Here is a 23,667-nt window from a genome sequence, read left to right as displayed (position 1 = left end):
CCCCAAGATCGCCATCAGAGCAAAGCGAGGTAGCCCGTGCTCGGCCTTCCCGAACGGATTCGTGCCATCCTTTTCGACCTCGACGGAGTGCTGACGGACACCGCCAGCGTCCACAAAAAGGCCTGGAAGTCGATGTTCGACGACTTTCTGAAGGCCAATGCGGAGCGCGCGGGCACCAAGTTCGTGCCATTCGACACCGACACCGACTATTTGAAGTACGTCGACGGCAAAAAGCGCGAGGACGGGGTTCGGTCCTTCCTCGCCAGCAGGAACATCGAACTACCCGACGGCGGGCCGGACGACGGGCCCGATGCCCAGACCATCAACGGCCTCGGAAACCGCAAGAACGACATGTTTCAGCGCACCCTCCACACCGATGGGGTCGAGGTCTTCGAGGGGTCGCGCCGCTATCTCGAAGCCGTCGTCAAAGCGGGATTCGGCACCGCGGTGGTCTCGTCGAGCGCCAACACCCGCGAGGTGCTCGAACTGACCGGGCTCGACAAGTTCGTCCAGCACCGCGTGGACGGGGTGACCATCAGGGAGCAGAACATCGCGGGGAAGCCCGCGCCCGATTCGTTTCTGCGCGCCGCGGAACTTCTCGACGTCTCACCCGCGGAGGCCGTCGTCTTCGAGGATGCGCTCTCGGGCGTCGAGGCGGGACGTGCCGGCAACTTCGGCTACGTCGTCGGTGTCGACCGCGTCGGCCAGGCAGAAGCGCTGCGGCGCAACGGCGCTGACGTCGTCGTCACCGACCTCGCGGAACTGATGTCGCGATGATCAGTGGCGAGAATTTCACCGTCGAGCCGTGGCACATCCGTGAAGTCTCCCTGGATCTGGACCTTTTGGACGAGTCCGAATCACTGTTCGCCCTGTCCAACGGCCACATCGGCATGCGCGGCAACCTCGACGAGGGCGAACCACACGGTTTACCCGGCACCTATTTGAACTCGTACTACGAAGTACGCCCACTGCCGTACGCCGAAGCGGGTTTCGGCTATCCCGAGGCCGGCCAGACGATCGTCGACGTCACCAACGGCAAGCTATTGCGCCTGCTTGTCGATGACGAGCCGTTCGATCTGCGATATGGCGAACTCCTCGAACATGAACGCGTGCTGGACATGAGGGCGGGCACGCTGACCCGCACTGCCCACTGGCGCTCCCCGGCGGGCAAGCAGGTCAAGGTCGTGTCGACCCGCATGGTGTCGCTGGCACAACGCAGCGTCGCCGCGATCGAGTACACGGTGGAGGCCGTCGATGAGTTCGCCCGGGTCACAGTCCAATCAGAACTGGTCGCCAATGAAGCGCTGCCCGCCTCGGCAGACGATCCCAGGGTGGCCGCCGTACTCGACAAGCCGCTGGTAGCCGTCGGAAACGAACACTCCGAGCACGGTGCGATCCTGTTGCACCGGACGAAGGTCAGCGAACTGCTCATGGCCGCGGCGATGGACCACGACGTCGAGGTGCCCGGACGCGTCGAAGTGACCACTGGCTCGGGCGATGACTGGGCGACCAGCACCGTGATCTGTGGTCTGCGACCGGGTCAGCAACTGCGCATCGTGAAGTACCTCGCGTACGGCTGGTCGAGCCTGAGATCCCAGCCGGCTCTGCGTGATCAGGTTGCGGCGGCACTCAGCAGCGCCCGCTACACCGGGTGGGACGGCCTACTCGAATCGCAGCGTGAATACCTTGACGATTTCTGGGATTCCGCCGATGTCGAGGTCGAGGGTGACCCCGACAGCCAACAGGCGGTGCGGTTCGGGTTATTCCATGTGTTGCAAGCCAGCGCACGTGCCGAACGCCGCGCGATCCCGGGAAAGGGACTGACGGGCACCGGATATGACGGACACGCATTCTGGGACACCGAAGGTTTCGTGCTGCCGCTGCTCACCTACACCGCTCCGTACGCGGCGGCCGACGCGCTGAGGTGGCGCGCTTCGACTCTGGATCTCGCCAAGGAGCGCGCCGCACAACTCGATCTCACGGGCGCCGCATTCCCGTGGCGCACCATCCGCGGCGAGGAGTGCTCGGCGTACTGGCCCGCGGGCACGGCAGGCTGGCATGTGAACGCCGACATCGCGATGGCGTTCGAGCGGTACCGGATCGTCACCGGTGACGAGTCGCTGGAAGCCGAATGCGGACTGGCGGTCCTGGTCGAGACGGCCCGGTTGTGGTTGTCGCTGGGGCATCACGACCGGCACGGGGTGTGGCACATCGACGGAGTCACAGGTCCGGATGAGTACACGGCCGTCGTGCGAGACAACGTCTTCACCAATCTGATGGCGGCACAAAACCTTCGGACCGCCGCCGAGGCCTGCCTGCGCCATCCCGACGGCGCGGACGAATTGGGGGTCACCACCGAGGAGATGGCCGGTTGGCGCAATGCGGCCGACGACGCGTTCATCCCGTTCGACGACGAACTCGGGGTCCATCCCCAATGTGCGGGATTCACCACCCTGCGGGAGTGGGATTTCCTGACCAACAACCAGTACCCGTTGTTGTTGCACGCGCCATATGTGCGCCTGTACCCGGCGCAGGTGATCAAGCAGGCGGATCTGGTGCTGGCGATGCAGTGGCAGAGTCACGCGTTCACCCCGGAACAGAAGGCCCGCAACGTCGACTATTACGAGCGTCGGACCACGCGCGACTCATCGCTGTCCGCGTGCACACAGGCGGTCATGTGTGCAGACGTCGGCCATCTCGAGCTGGCGCATGACTACGCGTACGAGGCCGCGCTGATCGATCTGCGGGATCTGCACCACAACACGCGCGACGGTCTGCACATGGCGTCGCTGGCGGGAGCGTGGACGGCCCTGGTGGCGGGCTTCGGCGGGCTTCGCGACGACGACGGAGTGCTGACGCTCGATCCGCACCTGCCATCCGGCATCACCCGGCTGCGATTCCGGTTGCGGTGGAAGGACTTCCGGATCACGGTGGACGTCAACCACGAGAACGTCACCTACACCGTGCGCGACGGACCACACACCTCCCTGACGATCCGCCACGCAGGTGCGGACCTCGAAATCAGTACCGATGAGCCGTCCACCGTCACGATCGAGCCGCGAGAGCCTCTGCTTCCTGAACCGCAACAGCCTCCCGGCCGTGAGCCGTTGCGCCGCAAGGAGCAGAACTAGGCCATCTGTTTCGAGTCGGGAAGTCCGCCGGTCACCTCGAAAACGACGCGCCTGCCGATCTCGACGGCGTGGTCGGCGAACCGTTCGTAGTAGCGACCCAGAAGTGCGACGTCCACCGCGGAGCAGACCCCGTCCCGCCACTTGTGATCGATCAGCAGCGTGAAGAGCCGCTTGTGTTCGGCGTCGACGGCGTCGTCCTCATCACGTAGACGGGCGGCCCTGTCGTGGTCCCCCGACATAAGCACGGCTTGCGCGGAGCCGGCCAATTGCACTGCCCGGGTGCCCATTCTGGTGAAGCTGTCGCGGACGTCGTCCGGGAGCGCGCAGTCCGGATGCCGCAGCCGCGAGATCCGCGCGACGTGTACCGCGAGCGCACCCATCCGTTCGATGTCCGCGCCGATGTGGATCGACCCGACGATGGATCTCAGATCGCCGGCGACCGGCTGTTGCAGGGCGAGTAGTCGAAGCGCCTCGGCCTCGACCCGAGCGCTCATGACGGAGATGTGTTCGTGGTCGGCGATGACCTGTTCGGCGAGCGACAGATCGGCGTCGAGCAGGGAGCTGGTGGCGTGCTTCATCGCGGCGGCGGCCAGCCCGCACATCTCGGCGAGACGTGCGCGCATGGCTCCGAGTTGCTGGTGGTACGCGGTTCGCACCGGGGATCTGTACCCGCGACCGGGTGCCTTCTAACCTGCCGAGCTGACAGGCTCGATCGGCAGCTGCCTCAGCGCAGCGGGCGCGTCGGCGGGAACGACCGGATGTTGCGGCGGAATCGGCGCAAGACGCTTGTAGGGCTCGCCCTGCGCGGGACGCAGATCCGCCTGGCCCTTGTTGGGCCACAGCGACGCAGCGCGCTCGGCCTGCGCCGTGATCGAAAGTGACGGGTTCACGCCGAGATTCGCCGAGATCGACGCTCCGTCGTGGACCGAGAGCGTCGGATAGTTGTAGACGCGCTGATACGGATCGATGACGCCGTGCTCAGGACCGTCACCGATCGCGGCGCCTCCGAGGAAGTGCGCGGTCAGTGGGATGTTGAACAGCTCGCCCCACGTGCCGCCCGCGACTCCGTCGATCTTCTTGGCAATCCGGCGGGTGACCTCGTTGCCTGCCGGTATCCAGGACGGGTTCGGTTCGCCGTGGCCCTGCCTGCTGTCCAACCGCCGGAGGCCGAGCTTGGTGCGCCGCGTGAACGTCGTGATGGAGTTGTCGAGATGCTGCATCACCAGCGCGATCATCGTCCGCTCGCTCCAGCGGCTTGGGTTGAGCAGCCGTAGCAGGTTGCGCGGGTCCTCACCGGCCTGCTGGAAGAACTGCCTCCAGCGCGGGACATCGGATCCGCTCGGACCGACGCCATCGGTCATCAGCGTCTGCAACAGCCCCATCGCATTGCTGCCCTTGCCGTACCGCACGGGCTCGACGTGGGTGTCAGATGTGGGGTGGATCGACGAGGTGATGGCCACACCGTGGGTGAGGTCCAGATCGGGTGACACCTCGAAACGGCCTGCGCCGACGATGGATTCGGAGTTCGTCCGCGTCAACACGCCGAGTTTGTCGCTGAGCTTGGGAAGCTTGCCCTTGTCGCGCATCTTGAACAGTAGCTTCTGGGTGCCGTAGGTACCCGCCGCCAGCACCACGTGGGTCGCGGTGTACTTACGTCGCCGCAGCGACAGCAATCCTGTTCTCGCGGTGCGGATATCCCACAATCCGTCAGAGCGCTGCGTGAACCCGGTGACGGTCGTCATCGGAATGACTTCCGCGCCTGCCCTTTCCGCGAGCCCCAGGTAATTCTTGACCAACGTGTTCTTGGCCCCGTAGCGGCATCCGGTCATACAGGATCCGCATTCGATGCATCCGGTGCGCGACGGGCCGGCGCCGCCGAAGTACGGGTCGGGCACCGTTCTGCCGGGCGCCTTGGTGCCGTCGGGACCGAAGAAGACGCCCACCGGTGTCGGCACGAATGTGTCGCCGACACCCATATCGTCGGCGACCTCTTTCATCACGCGGTCGGCGTCGGTGAACGTCGGGTTGGTGACGACACCCAGCATCCGCTGGGCCTGGTCGTAGTGAGGGGTCAGCTCGGCCCGCCAGTCGGTGATGTGCTTCCACTGCGGGTCGGCGAAGAAGGGCTCCGGCGGCACGTACAGCGTGTTGGCGTAGTTCAGCGATCCGCCGCCGACGCCCGCGCCGGCCAGGATCATCACGTTGCGCAACAGGTGAATTCTCTGGATGCCGTACATGCCGAGTTTCGGCGCCCACAGGAATTTGCGCAGGTTCCACGAGGTCTTCGCGAACTCCTCGTCGGCGTAGCGGCGGCCCGCCTCCAGCACCCCGACGCGGTAGCCCTTTTCCGTGAGCCGCAGCGCTGTCACACTGCCGCCGAATCCCGAGCCGATGACCAGTACGTCGTAGTCAGGCTTCATGTCCCCAGTATCGACTTACTGGCGGGTAACGAGCTAGGTAGGGCACCCTAAGTGGTCAGGCCCCGACGGTCAGGCCGACCTTCTGGAACTCTTTGAGGTCGCAGTATCCCGCCTTGGCCATCGATCGCCGCAGGCCGCCGACCAGGTTCAGCGAGCCGAACGGATCGTCGGACGGGCCGGTGAGCACCTGGCCGAGCGACGGCCGTTCGCCGAGGGCGATTTGCAGCAGAGCGCCGCGCGGCAGCGACGGATGCGCCGCTGCAGCAGGCCAGAACCAGCCGTCTCCCAGCGCCTCGGCGGCCGTAGCCAGCGGGGTGCCGAGCACCACCGCGTCGGCGCCGCACGCAATGGCCTTGGCGAGATCGCCCGAGGTGTGGATATCGCCGTCGGCGAGCACGTGCACGTAGCGGCCACCGGTCTCGTCGAGGTATTCGCGGCGCGCGGCGGCGGCGTCGGCGATTGCGGTCGCCATCGGCACGCTGATGCCGAGCACCTCATCGCTGGTGGTGACCCCACTGGTCGACCCGTAGCCGACGATGACGCCCGCAGCGCCGGTCCGCATCAGGTGCAGGGCGGTGCGATGGTCGAGGACCCCGCCCGCGACCACGGGTATGTCGAGTTCGGAGATGAAGGTCTTGAGGTTCAACGGCTCGCCGACGCCGTGATCCTGGGCCACCCGCTCGGCCGAGATGATCGTGCCCTGGATGACCAGCAGGTCGACGCCTGCAGCGACGAGCACCGGCGTCAGCGCCTGGACGTTTTGCGGACTGACACGGACCGCCGTCGTCACCCCGGCATCGCGGATCCGCGCCACCGCTGCCCCGAGTAGTTCGGGATCGATCGGAGCGGCGTGTAGTTGTTGCAGCAGCCGAATCGCGGCCGACGGTTCTGGCTCCTTCTCGGCGGCTGCGACGACCTGCGCGATCTTCTCCTCGACGTCGGCGTGCCTGCCGATCAGTCCCTCGCCGTTGAGCACGCCGAGACCACCGAGGCGGCCCATCTCGATCGCGAACTCCGGCGAGACGAGTGCGTCGGTCGGGTGCGCCACCACCGGGATCTCGAACCGGTACGCGTCCATCTGCCACGCTGTCGAGACGTCCTGCGACGACCGAGTGCGACGTGACGGCACGATGTTGATGTCGTCGAGTTCGTAAGTGCGGCGGGCGGTTCGACCCATGCCGATTTCAACTGTGTCACGCACTGAGCCGTCTCTCCCCTACTCTTCGAGTGTGGCCCCACTTTGCGCAAGCGCTCATCGGTGGGTAACCCTTAGCGGGCGTAGTAGTTGGGTGCCTCGACAGTCATCGCGATGTCGTGCGGGTGGCTCTCCTTCAAACCCGCCGCGGTGATCTGTACGAACTGCGCCTGCTGCAGGTGCTCGATGGTCGCCGAACCGGTGTAGCCCATCGCGGCACGCAGACCGCCGGTGAGTTGGTGGATCACCGTCGACAGCGGGCCGCGAAACGGCACCCGACCCTCGATGCCTTCCGGCACCAGCTTGTCCTCGGACAGCGCATCGTCCTGGAAATACCGGTCCTTCGAGTAGGACTTCGCACCCGCACGCCCGGCCATGGCCCCAAGGGAACCCATGCCGCGGTAGCTCTTGAACTGCTTGCCATTGACGAAGATCAGCTCGCCCGGGGCCTCCGCGGTACCTGCGAGCAGCGAGCCCAGCATGGCGGTCGATGCACCCGCGGCCAGCGCCTTGGCGATGTCGCCGGAGTACTGCAGCCCGCCATCTGCGATCACGGGAATCCCCTTGGGCGCGCACGCGGCGACAGCCTCCAGAATCGCGGTGATCTGCGGTGCGCCGACACCGGCCACCACGCGGGTGGTGCAGATGGAACCGGGGCCGACACCAACTTTGACCGCGTCAGCGCCCGCGTCGACGAGCGCCGCGGCGGCCGCGCGGGTGGCGACGTTGCCGCCGATCACCTCGACGCGCTCGCCCACCGCCATCTTCACGCGGTGCACCATGTCCAGCACGCCGCGGTTGTGGGCGTGCGCGGTGTCCACGATGAGGACGTCGACGCCGGCGTCCGTCAGCGTCATCGCCCGTGTCCACGCGTCGTCACCGACGCCGACCGCGGCGCCGACGAGAAGCCGGCCATCGCTGTCCTTGGTGGCGAACGGGAACTGCTCGGTCTTGACGAAGTCCTTGACCGTGATCAGCCCGGTCAGCTTGCCGTGGCCGTCGACGATCGGCAGCTTCTCAATCTTGTGGCGGCGCAACAGACCTAGCGCCGCTTCGGCCGAAACACCTTCCTGCGCAGTGATCAACGGCGCCTTGGTCATCACCTCGGACACCGGCTTGGACTGGTCGACCTCGAACCGCATATCGCGGTTGGTGATGATCCCGACGAGTGAACCGGTGGCGTCGACGACCGGCAGCCCCGAGATGCGGAATCGCGCGCACATCGCGTCGACCTCGGCCAGTGTGTTGTCCGGCGAGCAAGTGACGGGGTCGGTGACCATGCCCGCTTCGGAACGCTTCACCGTTTCGACCTGGCCGGCCTGCTCGGCGACGGGGAGGTTGCGATGCAGGACGCCCATACCGCCGGCGCGTGCCATGGCGATGGCCATCCGGGATTCAGTCACGGTGTCCATCGCGGAGCTGACGAGCGGAACCCTCAACCGGATCCGCTTGGTCAGCTGGCTGGAGGTGTCGGCTGTGGCGGGCACCACATCCGAGGCGGCGGGCAGCAGCAGTACGTCGTCGAACGTGAGCCCGAGCATCGCGATCTTCGTCGGATCATCGCCGCCGGTCGGCACCGGAACGGCGAGGGGAAGGCTGCTTTCGGCGATCGACATGGGTGAGGGCCTCCCGGGACAGACGAGCTTGATTCCCCATCTTATCGGCATCGACGTCGCCGGTTCGGTGTCCCACTCCCGGTTGCGCCATGCCGGTGGACGGCTGGCGCGAGATGTGGGCGGCTGCGTACTGTGGGAGTCGTGCGCGACCACCTCCCGCCGGGTTTGCCGCCCGATCCGTTCGCAGACGATCCGTGCGACCCTTCGGCTGCGCTCGACGCCCTCGAACCTGGGCAGCCGCTGGACCCGCAGGAGCGGACCGCGGTCGAAGCCGATCTCGCGGATTTAGCGGTATATGAAGCGTTGTTGGCGCACAAGGGAATTCGTGGCCTGGTCGTATGTTGCGACGAGTGCCAGCAGGATCACTATCACGACTGGGACATGCTGCGGGCCAACCTGTTGCAACTGCTTGTCGACGGCACCGTCCGACCGCACGAGCCCGCCTACGATCCCGAACCTGACGCCTACGTGACCTGGGATTATTGCCGCGGCTACGCCGACGCCTCCCTCAACGAAGCCACCACGGACACCGACGGATATCGCTGAGAGCGAATACCGCCGGACGAACCAGGGTTAGCTGCCTGGGTCAGCAGCAGGCGCGGGCGCCTCGATAATCGTCGTGACCGCCGTTTTCGGCACTTCCCGCACTGTCGGCGGCGCCTGAACGGTCGGCGGCGCCTCAACGGTGGCCGGCTCTTCGGCAGTCGTCGGCACGTTTCTCGGCGCCTCCTGCTGCTCGATGACGGCCGTGGTGCTCACCGGCGGCTCCTCAACAACCGTCGACGGCGGCGCCTCGACAGTCGGGGGCACCTCCTCGGAGGTCGGCGGCTGCACCGTCTGCTGCACCGTCGTCTGCGTGACCGGCGGGAGCGTGGTCGTCACCGGCGGTAATTGCTGCGGTGCGCTCGTGGGAGGCGTCGTGGTCGCCGGCGGTGGCGTCGTGCTGGTGGCCCCGGGTGAGGGCGACGTCGTCGTCCCCGAGACCGGAGTCGTGGTGGCCGACGAGGTCGGTGACGTCGGCGAGGTCGGTGACGTCGTCTCCGATGACGTCGGCGACGTCGGCGACGTGGACTCCGCCGAGGTGATGTCGGACGACGTCGGGGTCTGAAGCACGACCACCTCGGGGAACGTCGGCGGCGGCACGTCAGGCGGAAGGGTTGCGGCGGCGTCCTTCGCGTCGACCTTCACCGTCAGGTCCTGCCATTGGCTGACCAGTTCCTGCTTTTGGACATCGTCGTTGACCGTCGCGACCGTCGTGGTGATCGTCTGCAGCTTCTGCTGCGCCGCGTCCCACTGTCCTGAGTCGACGAGTTGTTGGACCTCGGCAAGCTGCTGCGAGGCAAGCATCACGGCGTCGTCGCGGGTGGCCTGCTGCTCGCCGAAAATCATCGTGCGCAGCCCGTAGAGCGAGTCGCCCGGACCCGAACCCGCGACGACACTGACGAACCCGCCGAGACACAACACCGCCGCGGCGGTCGATCCGACGAGAGCCAGCGTCCTGCGTGAGCTATGGCGCGTCCGCTGCGCGGCGTCCAAGGCGATCACGGCGTCTCGCGGCGTCACCGGCGCCATCAACGGCGCTTCGCGAATCTCGTCGCGCCAACCCGACAACAGGTTGATCAGTTCGGCTTCGCCGGCATCGGTCGCATACACCTGCTGCTCGGTCGCGAGTGCGTCGAGGAACCGGTCAGAGCGGTTGATCTCGTTGAGCGACGGGTCGCCCCCATTGGAAGTCCAGCGTCCGAAGTCAGGCATGGTCGTGCCCCGTCGAGACGATTTCGTCCTTCAGCCGTGCCAATGCACGGTGCTGCGCGACACGGACCGCCCCCGCAGTACTTCCGACCGCCTCGGCAGTCTCTTCGGCACTCATACCGACGACCACGCGCAGGATCAGGATCTCGCGTTGCTTCTCCGGCAATATCGCCAGCAGTTTCTTCATCCGGGCCGATGCCTCGGAGTCCAGCGCCATCTGCTCGGGGCCCGCGTCCACCGAGAAACGTTCCGGCACGACATCCGTCGGGTCGGAACGGTTCCTGCCCGCTGCGCGATGTGCGTCAGCGACCTTATGCGCCGCGATGCCGTACACAAAGGCCAGGAAGGGTCGTCCCTGATCCTTGTAACGCGGCAGCGCCGTTATGGCGGCCAAGCAAACCTCCTGGGCAACGTCATCTGCTGAGAGGCCGCTTCGCTCAGTCGACCCAACCCTCGCCCGGCAATACCGAACGACGATGGGACGAATGGTCTCCAGCACCCTCCGGAGCGCATCTCGATTGCCCGCTACAGCCTCAGCAACGACAGCATCGAGTTGTTCTCCCGAAATTGTCATCGTGGGCGATCTCTCCAGCGTTACGTACAGGACACTTACCGGTGGCCGTTGGCTCAGCTAAACAATAACTACGAGGATGACGTGCTCCCGTCTCAGCGGGCGGCCCACACGCCGCCCCGTGACCGGACTGTGTCGGCAGCCTCATCTCGGATGGCTGCCACCTCTGCTTCTTTATGCGTCGCGCTGCCGATACCTGCCAGCAAGCTCGCCAACGCCCAGCGCAGCGGGATCATTCCGAGACGGTCGGTGTCGGTCAAGGCCGTGTCGGCGACGCGCCGAGAACCGTCCAGGTCACCGGCGCAGCACAGCGCCGCAGCCTTGACCACTTCTGATTTCACGGCGTGTCGTGCCGAACCGAGTTCGACGGCCTCCTGGACCGCCCGCTCGGCGTGCTCGACCGCCGCCGGGCCCTGCCCGCGACCCATGGCCAGCTCCGCGCGCACCCAGGCCAGCCGGACCCGCAACCGCGGCGATACCGATTCGGTCACGAGGTCCGCCGCACGGTCCAGCGCACGGGCCGACACCCCGAATCGGCCTACCCCCAGAGCGTCGGCGGCCAGCCCGATCAATGCGTCGGCACCCGCCTGGAGATCGGATCCGGCGGCGGCCCACGCCCGGCCGTCCCAAGCGCGGGCACGGTCATGCCAGCCGAGCTGCCGCAGAAACGAGGCGCGGGTGCTGTGGGCCAGCGAAACCAGTGGGCCGGCCGGCTCATGGCTCAACGCGGCGAGATCGGACAGTGCGCCGGCATAGCGACCCTGGCCGCCGGCTGCGACGGCACGCAACCACAGTTCGTGCGGAGTCGTCGCTGCGGGCAGTGGCCAGCGTTCCGGGTTGTCGCCGAAAGCGGCGTTGGACAGCACTGCGGTGGAGGTCGTCATCGGTGTCGCGACGGTACCAACGCGGAGGTGCGATACCCGGTACCGGTGGGCACATCGTGCAACAGTGGAAAATCACATTGGTTAACAGTTGGTGCTGTGAATGTTAATTCCATGTAAGCCGGGGGCTCGGCGAGAAAAGTTGCCGCAGGCGGCCATTGGGACGCGATCAGGTGATATGCGCGTCACCGACCGCCGCGACACGTTTGCTTAACACGCAACTCGTTGGCCGTGGGTCTCAATGATGAACGTGACGTAAATTCTGGACCTGCCGTTATGCCAATAAGCACATGCTCAGGCTATTGACGGATTTTCATGGGCCCCCCTAGTTTGTGTGCACGAGTAGTCATCGGCGACTTGTGCTCGGATCGGTTCCAGAACTCACGCACTCGCGTAGTTGCGAAATGGGTGTGTAGAGAGGGGTTTTCCAATGCCACAGCCGCAACAACTTCCAGGACCCAACGCTGACATTTGGGACTGGCAGATAGCCGGTCTATGCCGAGGCGTCGACTCGTCCATGTTCTTCCATCCCGACGGAGAGCGGGGCAGGGCCCGTGCGCAGCGCGAGATGCGCGCCAAGGAAATGTGCCGGAGCTGCCCGGTGATCGCGCAATGTCGCACGCACGCACTGGCCGTCGGAGAGCCCTACGGCATCTGGGGCGGCCTTTCGGAGTCCGAGCGCGAATTGTTGCTGAAGCGGGGTATCCGCCGCGCCTCGTAGTCACCCATCCAACACGTCCGACGAAAGGCCCCAATCCGGTGTACCGGGATGGGGCCTTTTCGATGCCGAGACAGCTGCGCGCACCTGACGCAGAATGGACGCCGTGCCGCACCCCGCAGACGCCAACGACCTCGTTCTCGAATCAGACGACCCGACGGCCAGCACCGCGGTCGCCGGGTCGGTGGCCACGGCGGCCAGCTCGGCGGTGGCCGGTTCGGTGGCGACGGTGGCGAGCACCGCGGTCGCCGGGTCGGCGGCCACTGTGGCCAGTACCGGCGTGATCAGTTCGGCGGCGACCGTCGCGAGCACCGCAGTCGCCGGGTCGATCGCGACGGCCGGAAGTGCCGCAGTCGCCGGAAGTATCGTCACCGCAATGTCACTCGCGGTCGCCGGATCCATCGCGTGTGTGGCGTGCGCGTTCTGCAAGAAGTGCGTCGCGTGCCTGGGCTGCGTGGGCTGCACAGACTGCGTCGGGTGTGTGGGGTGCTACAACTGCTCAGGCCTTCGGTTCGCCGTCGGGCTGCGCGACGTCCACGTCTGATTCCTCCGCAGGCTTGGTTGGCACAACGGTCTTGGCACTGCGGGCCCCGGCCACCCGGATCACGCCGTAGCCGATGCCGATGGCAATGGCCAGCAAGACGAGCCAGGGAAGCATCAGGCCGAACAGCAGCACCAGGTTACCGACGACGAAACCCATTGTGTCCCAGCCACGTTCCACCTGCCCTAGGAACCCCTGGTACTCCTTGGGCGCGGGCCCGCCGATCGACTCGGCCACGAAGGTGACGTTGACGGTGCTGTATTCGATGCGGTCACCGAGCGCGTCGCGCTGGGCACGCAGGCTGTCCAGATCCGCTTGCCGTTGCGAGAGTGCGTCCTCGGCGGTGATGAGCGCATCGGGGTCCCTGGCGTCGCGCATGATCGCCAGTAGACGATCCACCGAGGTCTGCAGGGCCTTGATGCGGGCGTCGAGGTCGACCCGTTGCGCTGTCACATCCTCGGATGTGGTTTCGGCCGACTGGACGGTTCCCAGAGTCTTGAGCTCCCGCACCACCTCATCGAGTTTCGCCACAGGAACTCGCAGCACGATCGACGTGCGGGCGAATCCCCGGTCGGATCCCGCATCCTCGGTGCGGCTGTCGACACGGCCGTCTGCCTTCTCGACCATGACGGCCGCCTTGTCCGCGGCCTCCGAGGTGTTGGTGACCGCGACGGTCATCGACGCGGTCTTCACGACGTCCCGCGTGGCGTCCTCCACCGGCAGAGGCCCCTGTTCCGGTGGGGCTTCGGGGGCGGCGACAGTGCCATCCGCCAGCCCCGACGCGGGCGCATTGGCCGGGTTCTCGGTGCGATGCGACGGCCCCGACCCAGAGCAGGCCGTCACGAGACCCAACGTCGCGATGCCCGCAATCGCCAACGTCACCCACTTGCGGATCAAACTGCAGGATGTCCGGCTCATGTGAGCCACCATGCCATTAGCTGTGAACTTCGACCATTTTCGCTGGTTGGATAGCCATGACTCGCCGTGATCTAGCTGTCGAGCGGATTGACCCTGATCCGGTCGGCACCATTACTGGCGATCGAGTTCGCGGCCGCGCTGCCCGGCTTACGCCGTGCCTGGTCTTCGAAGGACGCGATGAACTCGCCGCCGAATCCTCGTCGGGGGTGGCGCGCAAGTATCGCCGTGCGTAGCTCGTCCGGGAACTCCTCCGGCCGGCGCCCGGCGACGTCCCAGCTCGTGGCGACCTGCAACAGGTGCGCCTCGGGGTCTTCGGCCGCAGACACGTCGGGACGCATGTGCAGCACGATGACCTCCTCGGCCCTCGCGGCCCGCTCAGCCTGCCAACCGGCCGCCACCCCGAACACCCACGCGAGGTTTCCGCCCGCCACTTCGAAGTCGATCCGGTGACTGTCGAACGCGTCGGTCAGACCGAGGTCGTGGAGCATCGCCGACACATAGAGCAGTTCCTCGTCGAAGGCGATGCCATGCGCCGCCCCGTATTTCGCGGCCCACAGGTACGAGCGGAGGCAATGGTTGAGTAGTGCGGGCGAGTAGAAGCGGTCTGCCACCGACAGCGCGGCGATCGACGCAGGCGTCTGCGGATACGGGACGACCGGTATCGACGGCAACGTCATGAAACAGCTCTGTCGGCAGTGGTTTCCGATGCATCATCGACGACCCGGATGATCGTCTTGCCGCGACCACGCTGACCGAACGCGGCAGCGGCCTCTTCGAGAGGTCGTATCGCTCCGACGAGCGGACGCAGCCGCCCGTCCCTGAGCCGGTGCTCCAATTCGGCAAGGCCCGCACGATCGGGCTCCACCACGAAGAAGACGGCCCGGATGCTTTCGGGCGGTGTCGGTGGCGGTTCTGCGACGCTGACGAGCGCACCACCCGAACGGACCAATGCCGCTGACCGACAGAGGATCTGACCTCCGATCACATCGAAGACCATATCGACTTCTCCGATGCCTTCGAGGCGATCGCGGTCCAGGTCCACGAACGCTTCGGCACCCAGACTCAGGACAGTCTCTCGATTGGCAGCGCGGCCGGTACCGATCACCCGCGCGCCCGCTTCCCGCGCCAGTTGCACCGCTATCGAGCCGACACCGCCTGCAGCGCCGTGAATCAGGACAGTCTGCCCGGCCTCGAGGTGTCCGTGGGTGAACAGTCCCTGCCACGCCGTGAGACCTGAAATCGGCAGCGCCGCAGCCACAATGTGGCCCACCGTGGCCGACAGCGGCGCGAGGTTGCGCGCCTCGACCGCCACGAACTCGGCCAATGTGCCGTCACGGCACCAGTCGGTGACCCCGAAGACCCGCTGGCCGATGGTCAGGCCTGTCGTCCCATAACCGAGTTCGGCGACCACCCCGGAGACCTCGTGGCCGGGAACGCTCGGGGTCCGATCGCGCCCGGCGCGGTCTGTCCAGGCGCTCGGCCAGTCGAGTTCACCTGGCGTGAACCCCGCGGCGTGCACTTGGACGATGACGTCGTTCTCGGCGGCGTGCGGATAGGGCATCTCCCCCGCCGCAAGCCCTTCGATGCCTGCAGCGCGGTCACGCGCGATGATCGCCCGCATGGTCTTCATTCTGCGCCTCGACGGGCGCTGGGATGCCGCAATGAATCACGGGCCGCGATCTCCTCGGGGTCGAGCAGGGTGATCATGTCGACACCGGGCGCGCATATGCACACGGCCAGAAAGCTGCTCCACTCGTCGTCGACAAGGTTGCTCATCTGGTAGTGCACCACGTCGCCGCCGGGCTCCCAGAACGCCTCACCCGCGGTGATTTCCGTCGGCGCTTCGCCCTCGAGCTCGAAAAGGATCCTGCCTGCCAGCACGTAACCGAACACCGGTCCGGAATGTCGATGTGGACCGAGGCCTTCCCCGGCCGGGGGTAGTTCGACGAGCTGTGTCATCGCGTGTGCACCTTCTGGGATCGGCGGCGGTGTCACGCACAAGAGGTCGGTGATCTTGGTATTTCCCGTGGCGAGCATGCCTCAACGCTAATCGCGCAATGCCGGCGATTGTGGGCCACTCGGGTGCGCAGAGGAGGGGCCAGTTGCGCCCAGGGTCAGGGCAGCTGTGCGGTCAAGGCGTCCAGGGCCGCAGACCATGCGCTCGGCGCAGGCGACGCATAGCCGATCACCACACCGTCGCGCTCACCATCCATCCCGGGGTGGCGATAGAAGTCCAGCACCTGGACGCCGAGTCGCCGCCACGCGCGATGACCGGACAGCGCGCTGCCCTCCAGCGTCACGTGCAGCCCCGCAGGCATTCCCGCCACCCTCGTGGTCGGCGATGACGCGGCGACAGCGGCGACGAGTTGTTCACGCCTGCGCCGATATTCGGCGCGCATGGTGCGAATGTGCCTGTCGTAGGAACCCGACACGATGAATTCTGCCATCGCGAGCTGGTCGACAAACCCTGAAGTCTCTTCGGTATCGCCTTTCTGCCGCGCGACCGACTCGACGAGTCGGTCCGGCAGCACCAGCCAGCCGAGCCGAAGCCCCGGCGCAAGCGACTTACTCGCGGTACCCATGTAGATCACATGGTCGGGGTCACCGCCGTGCAGCGCGCCGACCGGGCTGCGGTCGTAGCGGAACTCACCGTCGTAATCGTCTTCGATGATCACACCGCCGGTTCGGCGCGCCCAGTCGATGACAGCCGCGCGCCGGTCGGAATGCAGGGGCACGCCCAGCGGGAACTGGTGAGACGGCGTGAGCAGCACACCGCCCACCTCGGGCATGGTGTCCAGCAATTCGATCTGAGCACCGTCGCCGTCCACAGGCATTGGCGGACAACGTAATCCCGCTCGCCGCAGCGACGCCCACTGGGAGGACAGTCCGAACCCCTCGACCGCCACGGCGCCGACCCCAACATCTGCCAGAGCGCGCGCGATGAGGTTCACTCCCTCGGCGGCACCGCTGCACACGACGATGTTGTACGGTCGCGCTCGGACACCCCGGGCGCGTGCCAGATACTCGGCGAGGGCGTGACGCAGTTCGGGTCGGCCGTATGTGTCGGCATAGCCGAACGCCTCGAACGGCGCCGAGTCCAATGCGCGTTTAACCGCCCGGCTCCACTCTGCTCGCGGAAACGACGACAGGTCGGGATGACCGGGCCGTAGGTCGTGATCCAGCCGGCGCGGTGCCTGTTCTCGCGGCGGCGAGGTGACGGAACCCAGAACCTGTTCGGCCCGTTGGGACACCAGGGTTCCCGAGCCCTGCTGTGATGTCAGCCAGCCTTCGGCGATGAGTTCCGCGTATGCGCGTGCCACCGTATTTCGCGCGACACCGAGGTCCGCGGCCAGCGCACGGCTCGACGGCAGCCGGGTGCCCGGCGCCAATCGGCCCGAACGGATGGCGTCGCGCACGGCGTCCATCACGCTGTCGCGCACCCTGCCGCCGTGGCGATCCAGGTGCAGATCCAATCCGGCGACTGGGCTCACGTGACGCGCAGAACCTTACCCAGGTAGCCGGCGATGGCGTGCCTGTTGCGGGTCGGCAGCCCGGCATCGAGCAGCCCCGCGAACTCGCCGATTCGCATGTGCTCGAGCCTACATTTGACCTTGACACCAATACACTCGCGAGGCCCCTGTTTCGTGACCCGTTCGCACGGGCTTTTCTCGACGCGGCCGGGTCGGGAATCTGGAATATATTCGACAGCAATGCATTACGCGCCACCACCGATGCGGGGCTGCGGCAGGTCGTGATTCTGACCGCGGGCCTGGACGCCCGGGCTTGGCGCCTGCCCTGGCCGGCAGGAACTCAGACGATCTGATGGCCGAGCACGGCCGGATCAACGATATCGACACAGCGCCGGCGAACGTCGTCATCTCGGCAGAACGTCGCTAGCCGTCCTTGTCCTTCTTCTTGTCCCTCTTCTTGTCCTTCTTCTTGTCTTTCTTCTCGTCCTTGTTCGCGTCGTCGTCCGAGTCGTCGTCCTCGTCCGAGTCGTCGTCCTCGTCCGAGTCGTCGTCCTCGTCCGAATCCTCGTCTTTGTCCGAATCCTCGTCTTTGTCCTCGGCGTCTTCGTCTTCGTCTTTGTCTTCGTCGTCCGAGTCCCTGTCGGACTCGTCCGACTCGCTGATCTTGTCGGCGTGCTTTTTCAGCAAGCGAGCCAACTGACGGGCTTCTTCAGGCGCCAACGCGTCGTCGAATAACTGCTTGTTGTCCTCGGAAACTCGCTCGAGGTACACCGTGTTCTTTTTCGTAGCGACGTTCCACTGGCCGCCCTCGTGTTCCACCATGAACCCCTGGGTACCCCGCTTCCCGGTTGTCACCCATTTCCAGAAACCAGGGTCGTCAGGGCACCCGGGTCCAGGGTTGGCAGTTCCGCGACTCGAAGGCCATCACCGTCGTATTGATATTCGCGAACATCGGACCGATCGACATGTTCGTCGCGACCACGTTGTCCTTGTTCGTATCCGGCGTGCTGTATGTGAACCACACACACATCGAGTCCTGCGTCGGCACATCGTTTATCCACACTCCGAACGTGGATGCGGTACCGCCCGTTTGATAGAGGCCCGGCGAGATGTCAGGCCCGACGAGAAAGAAGCCGTTCCCGGGGATCGGGTCCATCGGGGCGGCACCTGCCGGTGGCGCCCCCGCGACCGCAGCTGCAACCAGCCCCACCGCTGCGAAACGCCCAATCGTCATGTTTGGCCTTCCTAGATCCCCGACTTCGATGGCCCACGAAAACGGCGGAACCGGGCTTCCAGGCTCAGCGGTAAACCCTGTTTGATCGGTGGAGACGCGGGCATCGTCGCCACAGGGAGCGCGCGATTTTGGGCGCGAACGACAACCGGCACGTCGATCATCTTGCTGAGCACGCCGATCTCGCGCTTTGCCTGCTCTCGTGCAATGAACAACAAGTCGAGCGGATACCACAGGCCGACCCACGCGACGACGAGGAATACGCCGCTTCCGATCAGGTCGTTGGCGAATTCGCCCATCCCTGGTCGCGTGAACGCGAACGACAACGCGATTCCCACGATGAACAGCAGCGAGCCACTGAGCAGCGATCGCTTGCCCTGGCGCCAGATCAGGTCGTGTTCGCGCTTGGCTCGGCGCAGTCGCAGCTCGAAATAGCGGCGAACGGCCGCCACCACGTTGGCAGCCTCCTCGTCGGAGCAAACGCTGTCGATGTCCAGGAAAACGCGCTGATCAGCGTTGATCTCCCGCCGGGCGAGCATCCGCTCCACCAATTCGTCCATTCCGCTGTCGATGCGGCGCGCTCCGGTGAGTAGGCCGCTCGGATCGGCGTAGAACAGCTCTTCGGCATTGGCGACCTCGATCACCACATCGGCCGGGGGCGTTCGCCTGTTGCGTCGCAGGTTCATCGCACCTCCCCAGGGTCACCGACGGGCGCTGCTCGGAAATACTACGTACCGAGGTGCCCGTCAAGGCTCGGTTTGGGACTTGTAACTGCGACGATGCCAAACGCGAATACAGTTCAGTGACCCGAGCGGGTCGACGCACTGACCGAAGGACCCCGATGCCGATCGCTTGCAGCCGTCTCGTCGCCGGCGGCGCCACACTGTCTGCCGTTGCGCTGTCGGTCGGCCTGAGCATCGCTCCGGCTCAGGCTGACCCGCTGCCCGCATTTTGCGTCCCTTCCAGCGTCACCGACAACGTCTGCACCGTGCGGCTGACGTCGGTCACGGCCGACGTCATCAACGGCACGATCACCGGGGCGCCGGTCGGCGGTGGGACGACGATTACCCTTGCGGGACAAGGCGATGCCTACCTGAAGTCGGCGGGATTCGGAGATGCGCCGCCCGAGATCGTGCACCGCTGGGACGACACGATCGACAGCGTCGGCAGCTTGAGCGTCGACCCATCCGATCCGAATTGGTACGGCAACGCCAAGGCCAGGACCTTCCTACCTAGGACGCTGAACGACCTGGCCACCCAGTTTCCCCCCGACACCCTGATGGTCCGTTTCACGCCCGACGACGCCCAGCCGGGCTCGTTCCGCCTGGTCTCCGTCCAGCCGACGGGGTGAGCCGACGCTGGGTCTGCAAGACTTCGCCCATGCAAGCCCGCCTCCTGGCCGCCGTGGCGATCGCCGCTGCCCTGACTGCCGCCCCGATACCTGTCGCAACCGCGAATCCATGCTCAGATGTCGAACTGGTCTTCGCCCGCGGAACCGGCGAGCCACCCGGGATGGGTCGCGTAGGCGACGCACTGGCCGCGACGCTGGCTCCGCAGCTCGGCGGACGCACCCTGGGTACCTACGCGGTGAACTACCCCGCAAGCCTGAACTTTCTCACCACGGGGTGGGGCGCCGATGACGCGCGCGGGCACATCGCCTGGCTTGCCGGCGCATGCCCGGATACCCGGGTGGTTCTCGGTGGGTTCTCACAAGGCGCCTCGGTGGTTTCCATGCTGGCCGGCGTGCCACCCGTTGGCAACCGAATCGGATCCATCGGCTCAGCACCCCCGCTGGCCCCGGATCTGGCCGGCCACGTAGCCGCCGTAGCGGTATTCGGCAATCCCGGAGCTCGGTTCGGTTCCCCGCTGTCATCGGCCGGCCAATTTGCCGGCCGCGCAATCGACGTATGCAGTCCGGGCGACCCGATCTGTTCGGAGGGACGCGACCGGTCCGCTCACAGCAATTACGAATTGCCGCCCTACCCCGACCAGGCGGCCGGCTTTATCGCGGGCCTCGTGTAAACGAAGCCGCGTATCTCAGCCTTCGGTGTAGGTGTATGTGCTGGTCGTGCACACGTCGATGCCGTTACGCACCAGCTCCTGGCCGTCCTCGAACACGGCCTTGAAGTCGTACAGGCACGCCCCGCTGCCGTCATCGATGTTGATGTTTGCCGACTGACCTACCGGCAGAACGTTCTCGCCGAGAATGTCCTCCTCCCAGTTGGGGCGGTCGACGTTAGAAGCGAAGAACTGCACGATCCCCTGCTGCGTTTCATTGAGAACCTGCACGTGGCGGTCTTGTGCATTTGCCGGGGCGGCGGCCAGGCCAATCAGCGCGACAACCGCCGCCACGCTGCTGATCGTGAGTGTCTTCAAGACCCTGTGCATCTGTTGTCCCTCTCCTCGAATCAAGCCCCGCCGCGGACTGCGGCTGTCCCCGAGCGGCAACCTATCTCGATTTGCGTCGCACTGGTGCCGAACCAGCGCATTTGACGAACCAGACACCCCAGATTCGATGCATAGCAAACACCCCCGGCCCAACAGGACCGGGGGTTAAGCCGCGCGTTGGCGCAGGAGCGGCTTACCTGACACCGCTGACGCCCGAAATGGAGCCGCAGGTTCGGGCATCAGCGATCGGAGCGCTAGCGCGGTGGGCCGACAATGACCTGCCCAAACCTGTCCGCCCCTTCGGCCAAAAGCGCGGGCGAGATTTCGAAACCCTCCGGGCGTGGCGTTGCTCTGTCACGACCGGCATATCGGAACATGCCTTCGATTCCCGCAGGGGTGTTGATCATCAGCAGATCCGCTTTCTTGGATGTGATTCGGTATGCGTGCGGAATGTTCTTGGGCAAGAAAACGATTCCGCCTTCAGATAGTTCCATCTCCTGGTCGTCGTACCAGAGCAATGCGGTCCCCTTGATCAGCATGAAGACTTCGTCCTCACGCGTGTGCTTGTGGTACGGAGGTGCTTCACCCTCGCTGACATCGAATCGCCCGACCATCAACTGACCATCGGTGGCCTTGCCGTCGAGCAGGATCGCCAGCGTGCCGCCGTCGAGCCATTCCAGTTGTTGTTGCTGCTCCGGTTGCGCAAGGTAAGCCATGCTCACGTGGCCGAGCATACGACTACGTCATCACCCGTAAATAGCAAAACACCCCCGGCCCAACAGGACCGGGGGTGCTTCGTCAAAGCGACCTAATGCGAGTGGCCGTGATGCCCGTGACCGTGGCCATGGCCGTCGTCCTCAGCCTCGACGGGCTTGTCGACGATCGCGGTCTCGGTGGTCAGCACCATCCGGGCGACGGACGCCGCGTTCAGCACCGCCGACCGGGTGACCTTGACAGGATCCACGACGCCGTCGGCCGCGAGATCGCCGTACTCGAGCGTGGCGGCGTTGAAGCCATGCCCGGCCGGCAACTCGCTGACCTTGTTCACCACGACCGAGCCGTCGAGTCCGGCGTTGGTGGCGATCCAGTACAGCGGCGACGTCAGCGCAGCGGCGAAGACGCCGACGCCGAGTGCCTCGTCTCCCTTGAGGGACTCGCGCAGCGGGCCGAGCACCGAACCGGCCTGCACGAGCGCAGCGCCACCACCGGCGACGATGCCCTCCTCGACGGCCGCCTTGGCTGCCGAAACAGCATCCTCGACCGCTTCCTTGCGCTTCTTGAGATCGGTCTCGGTTGCCGCGCCGACCCGGATGACGGCGACGCCACCGGACAGCTTGGCCAGCCGTTCCTCGAGCTTCTCGCGGTCCCAGTCGGAATCAGAGGCCTCGATCTCGGAACGCAGCTGAGACTTGCGCCCTTCGATGGCGTCCTGCGTGCCGCCGCCGTCGACGATCACTGTGCTGTCCTTGTCGACCACGACCCGGCGTGCCGTACCAAGCACCTCCAGGCCGACCTCGCGCAGCACGAGACCGACGTCGGGGTTGACGACCTGTCCGCCGGTCACGACGGCCAGATCGTCGAGGAACGCCTTGCGGCGATCCCCGAAGAACGGCGCCTTGACCGCAACGGCCTTGAGCGTCTTGCGAATCGCGTTGACCACCAACGTCGAAAGGGGTTCACCCTCGACGTCCTCGGCCACGATCAGCAGCGGCTTACCCGCTTCGGCGACCTTCTCCAGCAGGGGAAGCAGGTCGGGCAGCGAGCTGATCTTCTCGCGGTGCAGCAACACCAACGCGTCCTCGAGCACAGCTTCCTGAGCGTCGAAGTCGGTGATGAAGTACGCGGAGATGTAGCCCTTGTCGAAGCCGACGCCCTCGGTGACCTCGAGTTCGGTGCTCAGCGTCGAGGACTCCTCGACTGTCACGACACCGTCGACGCCGACGGCGGTCATCGCCTCGCCCACCAGCTCGCCGACCTCGGCGTCGCGCGAGGAAACGGTGGCGACCTGGGCGATGCCGGTCTTGTCGCTGACTGGCGTCGCCGCGGCCAGGAGCGCCTCGGAGACGGCGTCAGCGGCCTTGGCGATGCCTTGGCCCAGGGCGATCGGGTTGGCACCCGCCGCCACGTTGCGCAGCCCCGCCTTGATGATCGCCTGTGCGAGCACCGTCGCCGTCGTGGTGCCGTCGCCTGCCACATCGTTGGTCTTGGTGGCGACCGACTTCACCAGCTGGGCACCCAGGTTCTCGAACGGGTCCTCCAGGTCGATCTCGCGGGCGATGGTGACGCCGTCATTGGTCACCACCGGACCGCCGTACGCCTTGGCCAGCACCACGTGGCGGCCGCGGGGCCCCAGTGTGATCCGCACAGCGCCGGCAAGCTTGTCGACGCCGGCTTCCATTGCCCGGCGCGCAGTTTCGTTGAACTCAATCTGCTTGCTCATAAATGTCCTTTTGACTCGAAAAGAGTGCCGCCCCGGAACTCACCCGTCGATACGGGAAGCTCCGGGGCGGGACACAGGTGCTTACTTGTTGACGACAGCCAGCACGTCACGGGCGGAGAGAATCAGGTACTCCTCGCCGTTGTACTTGATCTCGGTGCCGCCGTACTTGCTGTAGATGACGGTGTCGCCTTCGGAAACGTCCAGGGGGATGCGCTTCTCGCCGTCCTCATCCCAGCGGCCGGGGCCGACTGCGACGACGGTGCCCTCCTGGGGCTTCTCCTTGGCGGTGTCGGGAATGACCAGACCGGAAGCGGTCGTGGTCTCGGCCTCGTTGGCCTGAACGAGGATCTTGTCCTCGAGTGGCTTGATGTTCACGCTCGCCACGATGGAGCCCT

The 23,667-nt window shown here is 65.8% G+C and carries 27 protein-coding genes and 1 pseudogene; 8 read left to right on the top strand and 20 right to left on the bottom strand.

Annotation, left to right across the window (positions count from 1 at the left end):
- Positions 1-36 precede the first annotated feature (36 nt).
- Together AB4Z42_RS04110 and AB4Z42_RS04105 are read left to right on the top strand one after the other, a co-directional pair.
- Positions 37-777, top strand: coding sequence for a beta-phosphoglucomutase family hydrolase (locus tag AB4Z42_RS04110; protein ID WP_442007815.1), 741 nt, complete (start codon positions 37-39; stop codon positions 775-777).
- Positions 774-3,131 (top strand): glycoside hydrolase family 65 protein, encoded by a 2,358-nt coding sequence (locus tag AB4Z42_RS04105; protein WP_442007814.1) that lies wholly within the window; start codon positions 774-776, stop codon positions 3,129-3,131. Before AB4Z42_RS04110 ends, AB4Z42_RS04105 begins: the two co-directional genes overlap by 4 nt.
- Here AB4Z42_RS04105 and phoU read toward each other — a convergent pair.
- The 4 genes from phoU to guaB all read right to left on the bottom strand — a co-directional run bounded on the left by phoU (position 3,128) and on the right by guaB (position 8,362).
- Positions 3,128-3,787 carry a phosphate signaling complex protein PhoU gene (gene phoU / locus AB4Z42_RS04100; protein WP_442007813.1) on the bottom strand — a complete coding sequence of 220 codons (660 nt, stop codon included), beginning with the start codon at positions 3,785-3,787 and terminating at the stop codon, positions 3,128-3,130. The two genes, AB4Z42_RS04105 and phoU, sit on opposite strands and share 4 nt — an antisense overlap.
- A gap of 30 nt (positions 3,788-3,817) precedes the next feature.
- Positions 3,818-5,551, bottom strand: coding sequence for a GMC family oxidoreductase N-terminal domain-containing protein (locus tag AB4Z42_RS04095; RefSeq protein WP_442007812.1), 1,734 nt, complete (start codon positions 5,549-5,551; stop codon positions 3,818-3,820).
- Between the two features lie 55 nt (positions 5,552-5,606).
- Positions 5,607-6,728, bottom strand: a complete 1,122-nt coding sequence (locus AB4Z42_RS04090; RefSeq protein ID WP_442007811.1) for a GuaB3 family IMP dehydrogenase-related protein — start codon at positions 6,726-6,728, stop codon at positions 5,607-5,609.
- A gap of 92 nt (positions 6,729-6,820) precedes the next feature.
- Positions 6,821-8,362, bottom strand: coding sequence for an IMP dehydrogenase (guaB, locus tag AB4Z42_RS04085; protein ID WP_442007810.1), 1,542 nt, complete (start codon positions 8,360-8,362; stop codon positions 6,821-6,823).
- A gap of 141 nt (positions 8,363-8,503) precedes the next feature.
- Between guaB and AB4Z42_RS04080 the strand changes: the two genes are divergently transcribed.
- Positions 8,504-8,908: a DUF5319 domain-containing protein gene (locus AB4Z42_RS04080; RefSeq protein ID WP_014209027.1), complete on the top strand. Its 405-nt coding sequence runs from the start codon at positions 8,504-8,506 to the stop codon at positions 8,906-8,908.
- Between the two features lie 27 nt (positions 8,909-8,935).
- On the opposite strand, the gene AB4Z42_RS04075 is transcribed toward AB4Z42_RS04080, so the two are convergent.
- The 3 genes from AB4Z42_RS04075 to AB4Z42_RS04065 form a co-directional block, all read right to left on the bottom strand.
- Entirely contained in the window at positions 8,936-10,117 is a 1,182-nt protein-coding gene (locus AB4Z42_RS04075; RefSeq protein ID WP_442007809.1) for an anti-sigma-D factor RsdA, read from the bottom strand.
- Positions 10,110-10,688: a sigma-70 family RNA polymerase sigma factor gene (locus tag AB4Z42_RS04070; RefSeq protein WP_442007808.1), complete on the bottom strand. Its 579-nt coding sequence runs from the start codon at positions 10,686-10,688 to the stop codon at positions 10,110-10,112. The genes AB4Z42_RS04075 and AB4Z42_RS04070 overlap by 8 nt, the downstream gene beginning before the upstream one ends.
- A 92-nt stretch (positions 10,689-10,780) precedes the next feature.
- The gene (locus tag AB4Z42_RS04065) at positions 10,781-11,569 is read right to left on the bottom strand and encodes a hypothetical protein (RefSeq protein WP_442007807.1); all 789 of its coding nucleotides are present in this window, start codon (positions 11,567-11,569) and stop codon (positions 10,781-10,783) included.
- A gap of 427 nt (positions 11,570-11,996) precedes the next feature.
- Here AB4Z42_RS04065 and AB4Z42_RS04060 point away from each other — a divergent pair, with 427 nt between their 5' ends.
- Positions 11,997-12,287: a WhiB family transcriptional regulator gene (locus AB4Z42_RS04060; RefSeq protein ID WP_442007806.1), complete on the top strand. Its 291-nt coding sequence runs from the start codon at positions 11,997-11,999 to the stop codon at positions 12,285-12,287.
- Here AB4Z42_RS04060 and AB4Z42_RS04055 read toward each other — a convergent pair whose 3' ends face one another.
- On the bottom strand, positions 12,288-12,596 hold the full coding sequence (locus AB4Z42_RS04055) for a hypothetical protein (protein ID WP_442007805.1): 309 nt from the start codon (positions 12,594-12,596) through the stop codon (positions 12,288-12,290).
- On the opposite strand from AB4Z42_RS04055, the gene AB4Z42_RS04050 reads away from it, so the two are divergent.
- Positions 12,493-12,828 carry a hypothetical protein gene (locus AB4Z42_RS04050; protein WP_442007804.1) on the top strand — a complete coding sequence of 112 codons (336 nt, stop codon included), beginning with the start codon at positions 12,493-12,495 and terminating at the stop codon, positions 12,826-12,828. The genes AB4Z42_RS04055 and AB4Z42_RS04050 overlap by 104 nt on opposite strands.
- Here AB4Z42_RS04050 and AB4Z42_RS04045 read toward each other — a convergent pair.
- From AB4Z42_RS04045 to pdxR, 5 genes are all read right to left on the bottom strand, one after another.
- Positions 12,784-13,743: a DUF4349 domain-containing protein gene (locus AB4Z42_RS04045; RefSeq protein WP_442007803.1), complete on the bottom strand. Its 960-nt coding sequence runs from the start codon at positions 13,741-13,743 to the stop codon at positions 12,784-12,786. The genes AB4Z42_RS04050 and AB4Z42_RS04045 overlap by 45 nt on opposite strands.
- Positions 13,744-13,814: 71 nt before the next feature.
- Positions 13,815-14,420, bottom strand: a complete 606-nt coding sequence (locus AB4Z42_RS04040; RefSeq protein WP_442007802.1) for an HD domain-containing protein — start codon at positions 14,418-14,420, stop codon at positions 13,815-13,817.
- Entirely contained in the window at positions 14,417-15,364 is a 948-nt protein-coding gene (locus AB4Z42_RS04035) for an NADP-dependent oxidoreductase (protein ID WP_442007801.1), read from the bottom strand. Before AB4Z42_RS04035 ends, AB4Z42_RS04040 begins: the two co-directional genes overlap by 4 nt.
- A gap of 5 nt (positions 15,365-15,369) precedes the next feature.
- Positions 15,370-15,780 carry a cupin domain-containing protein gene (locus tag AB4Z42_RS04030; protein WP_442007800.1) on the bottom strand — a complete coding sequence of 137 codons (411 nt, stop codon included), beginning with the start codon at positions 15,778-15,780 and terminating at the stop codon, positions 15,370-15,372.
- 77 nt (positions 15,781-15,857) lie between these two features.
- A complete protein-coding gene (gene pdxR / locus AB4Z42_RS04025) occupies positions 15,858-17,234 on the bottom strand; it encodes a MocR-like pyridoxine biosynthesis transcription factor PdxR (protein WP_442007799.1) in 1,377 nt (458 codons plus the stop codon).
- A gap of 230 nt (positions 17,235-17,464) precedes the next feature.
- On the opposite strand from pdxR, the pseudogene AB4Z42_RS04020 reads away from it, so the two are divergent.
- Positions 17,465-17,554: pseudogene (locus tag AB4Z42_RS04020) on the top strand (class I SAM-dependent methyltransferase); the annotation flags it as partial.
- 82 nt (positions 17,555-17,636) lie between these two features.
- Here AB4Z42_RS04020 and AB4Z42_RS04015 read toward each other — a convergent pair.
- Genes AB4Z42_RS04015 through AB4Z42_RS04005 form a run of 3 tightly spaced genes read right to left on the bottom strand, consistent with a single transcriptional unit; the run spans position 17,637 to position 19,130 of the window.
- Positions 17,637-18,035 carry a hypothetical protein gene (locus AB4Z42_RS04015; protein WP_442007798.1) on the bottom strand — a complete coding sequence of 133 codons (399 nt, stop codon included), beginning with the start codon at positions 18,033-18,035 and terminating at the stop codon, positions 17,637-17,639.
- 55 nt (positions 18,036-18,090) lie between these two features.
- Positions 18,091-18,447, bottom strand: a complete 357-nt coding sequence (locus AB4Z42_RS04010; RefSeq protein WP_442007797.1) for a hypothetical protein — start codon at positions 18,445-18,447, stop codon at positions 18,091-18,093.
- Positions 18,448-18,458: 11 nt separating this feature from the next.
- Entirely contained in the window at positions 18,459-19,130 is a 672-nt protein-coding gene (locus AB4Z42_RS04005) for a hypothetical protein (protein ID WP_442007796.1), read from the bottom strand.
- A 155-nt stretch (positions 19,131-19,285) separates the two neighbouring features.
- Here AB4Z42_RS04005 and AB4Z42_RS04000 point away from each other — a divergent pair, with 155 nt between their 5' ends.
- A complete protein-coding gene (locus AB4Z42_RS04000) occupies positions 19,286-19,795 on the top strand; it encodes a hypothetical protein (RefSeq protein ID WP_442007795.1) in 510 nt (169 codons plus the stop codon).
- 29 nt (positions 19,796-19,824) lie between these two features.
- Positions 19,825-20,466, top strand: coding sequence for a cutinase family protein (locus tag AB4Z42_RS03995; protein WP_442007794.1), 642 nt, complete (start codon positions 19,825-19,827; stop codon positions 20,464-20,466).
- A 15-nt stretch (positions 20,467-20,481) separates the two neighbouring features.
- On the opposite strand, the gene AB4Z42_RS03990 is transcribed toward AB4Z42_RS03995, so the two are convergent.
- The 4 genes from AB4Z42_RS03990 to groES form a co-directional block, all read right to left on the bottom strand.
- Positions 20,482-20,796: a hypothetical protein gene (locus AB4Z42_RS03990; protein ID WP_442007793.1), complete on the bottom strand. Its 315-nt coding sequence runs from the start codon at positions 20,794-20,796 to the stop codon at positions 20,482-20,484.
- 290 nt (positions 20,797-21,086) lie between these two features.
- Positions 21,087-21,566, bottom strand: a complete 480-nt coding sequence (locus tag AB4Z42_RS03985; RefSeq protein WP_442007792.1) for a cupin domain-containing protein — start codon at positions 21,564-21,566, stop codon at positions 21,087-21,089.
- 74 nt (positions 21,567-21,640) lie between these two features.
- Entirely contained in the window at positions 21,641-23,272 is a 1,632-nt protein-coding gene (groL, locus tag AB4Z42_RS03980) for a chaperonin GroEL (protein ID WP_442007791.1), read from the bottom strand.
- 81 nt (positions 23,273-23,353) lie between these two features.
- The gene (groES, locus tag AB4Z42_RS03975) at positions 23,354-23,656 is read right to left on the bottom strand and encodes a co-chaperone GroES (protein ID WP_046754122.1); all 303 of its coding nucleotides are present in this window, start codon (positions 23,654-23,656) and stop codon (positions 23,354-23,356) included.
- Positions 23,657-23,667 lie beyond the last annotated feature (11 nt).

This window comes from Mycobacterium sp. 2YAF39, from assembly GCF_052114565.1.
GTDB lineage: Bacteria > Actinomycetota > Actinomycetes > Mycobacteriales > Mycobacteriaceae > Mycobacterium.
This window is presented reverse-complemented; position numbering and strand designations above follow the sequence as displayed.

Bases quoted from the DNA above. Each gene is read 5' to 3' on its own strand.
- AB4Z42_RS04105 (WP_442007814.1), top strand. From the start codon at position 774: ATGATCAGTGGCGAGAATTTCACCGTCGAGCCGTGGCACATCCGTGAA.
- AB4Z42_RS04095 (WP_442007812.1), bottom strand. From the start codon at position 5,551: ATGAAGCCTGACTACGACGTACTGGTCATCGGCTCGGGATTCGGCGGC.
- AB4Z42_RS04090 (WP_442007811.1), bottom strand. From the start codon at position 6,728: ATGGGTCGAACCGCCCGCCGCACTTACGAACTCGACGACATCAACATC.
- guaB (WP_442007810.1), bottom strand. From the start codon at position 8,362: ATGTCGATCGCCGAAAGCAGCCTTCCCCTCGCCGTTCCGGTGCCGACC.
- AB4Z42_RS04075 (WP_442007809.1), bottom strand. From the start codon at position 10,117: ATGCCTGACTTCGGACGCTGGACTTCCAATGGGGGCGACCCGTCGCTC.
- AB4Z42_RS04070 (WP_442007808.1), bottom strand. From the start codon at position 10,688: ATGACAATTTCGGGAGAACAACTCGATGCTGTCGTTGCTGAGGCTGTA.
- AB4Z42_RS04065 (WP_442007807.1), bottom strand. From the start codon at position 11,569: ATGACGACCTCCACCGCAGTGCTGTCCAACGCCGCTTTCGGCGACAAC.
- AB4Z42_RS04060 (WP_442007806.1), top strand. From the start codon at position 11,997: ATGCCACAGCCGCAACAACTTCCAGGACCCAACGCTGACATTTGGGAC.
- AB4Z42_RS04045 (WP_442007803.1), bottom strand. From the start codon at position 13,743: ATGAGCCGGACATCCTGCAGTTTGATCCGCAAGTGGGTGACGTTGGCG.
- AB4Z42_RS04040 (WP_442007802.1), bottom strand. From the start codon at position 14,420: ATGACGTTGCCGTCGATACCGGTCGTCCCGTATCCGCAGACGCCTGCG.
- AB4Z42_RS04035 (WP_442007801.1), bottom strand. From the start codon at position 15,364: ATGCGGGCGATCATCGCGCGTGACCGCGCTGCAGGCATCGAAGGGCTT.
- AB4Z42_RS04030 (WP_442007800.1), bottom strand. From the start codon at position 15,780: ATGCTCGCCACGGGAAATACCAAGATCACCGACCTCTTGTGCGTGACA.
- AB4Z42_RS04015 (WP_442007798.1), bottom strand. From the start codon at position 18,035: ATGGTGGAACACGAGGGCGGCCAGTGGAACGTCGCTACGAAAAAGAAC.
- AB4Z42_RS04010 (WP_442007797.1), bottom strand. From the start codon at position 18,447: ATGACGATTGGGCGTTTCGCAGCGGTGGGGCTGGTTGCAGCTGCGGTC.
- AB4Z42_RS04005 (WP_442007796.1), bottom strand. From the start codon at position 19,130: ATGAACCTGCGACGCAACAGGCGAACGCCCCCGGCCGATGTGGTGATC.
- AB4Z42_RS04000 (WP_442007795.1), top strand. From the start codon at position 19,286: ATGCCGATCGCTTGCAGCCGTCTCGTCGCCGGCGGCGCCACACTGTCT.
- AB4Z42_RS03995 (WP_442007794.1), top strand. From the start codon at position 19,825: ATGCAAGCCCGCCTCCTGGCCGCCGTGGCGATCGCCGCTGCCCTGACT.
- AB4Z42_RS03985 (WP_442007792.1), bottom strand. From the start codon at position 21,566: ATGCTCGGCCACGTGAGCATGGCTTACCTTGCGCAACCGGAGCAGCAA.
- groL (WP_442007791.1), bottom strand. From the start codon at position 23,272: ATGAGCAAGCAGATTGAGTTCAACGAAACTGCGCGCCGGGCAATGGAA.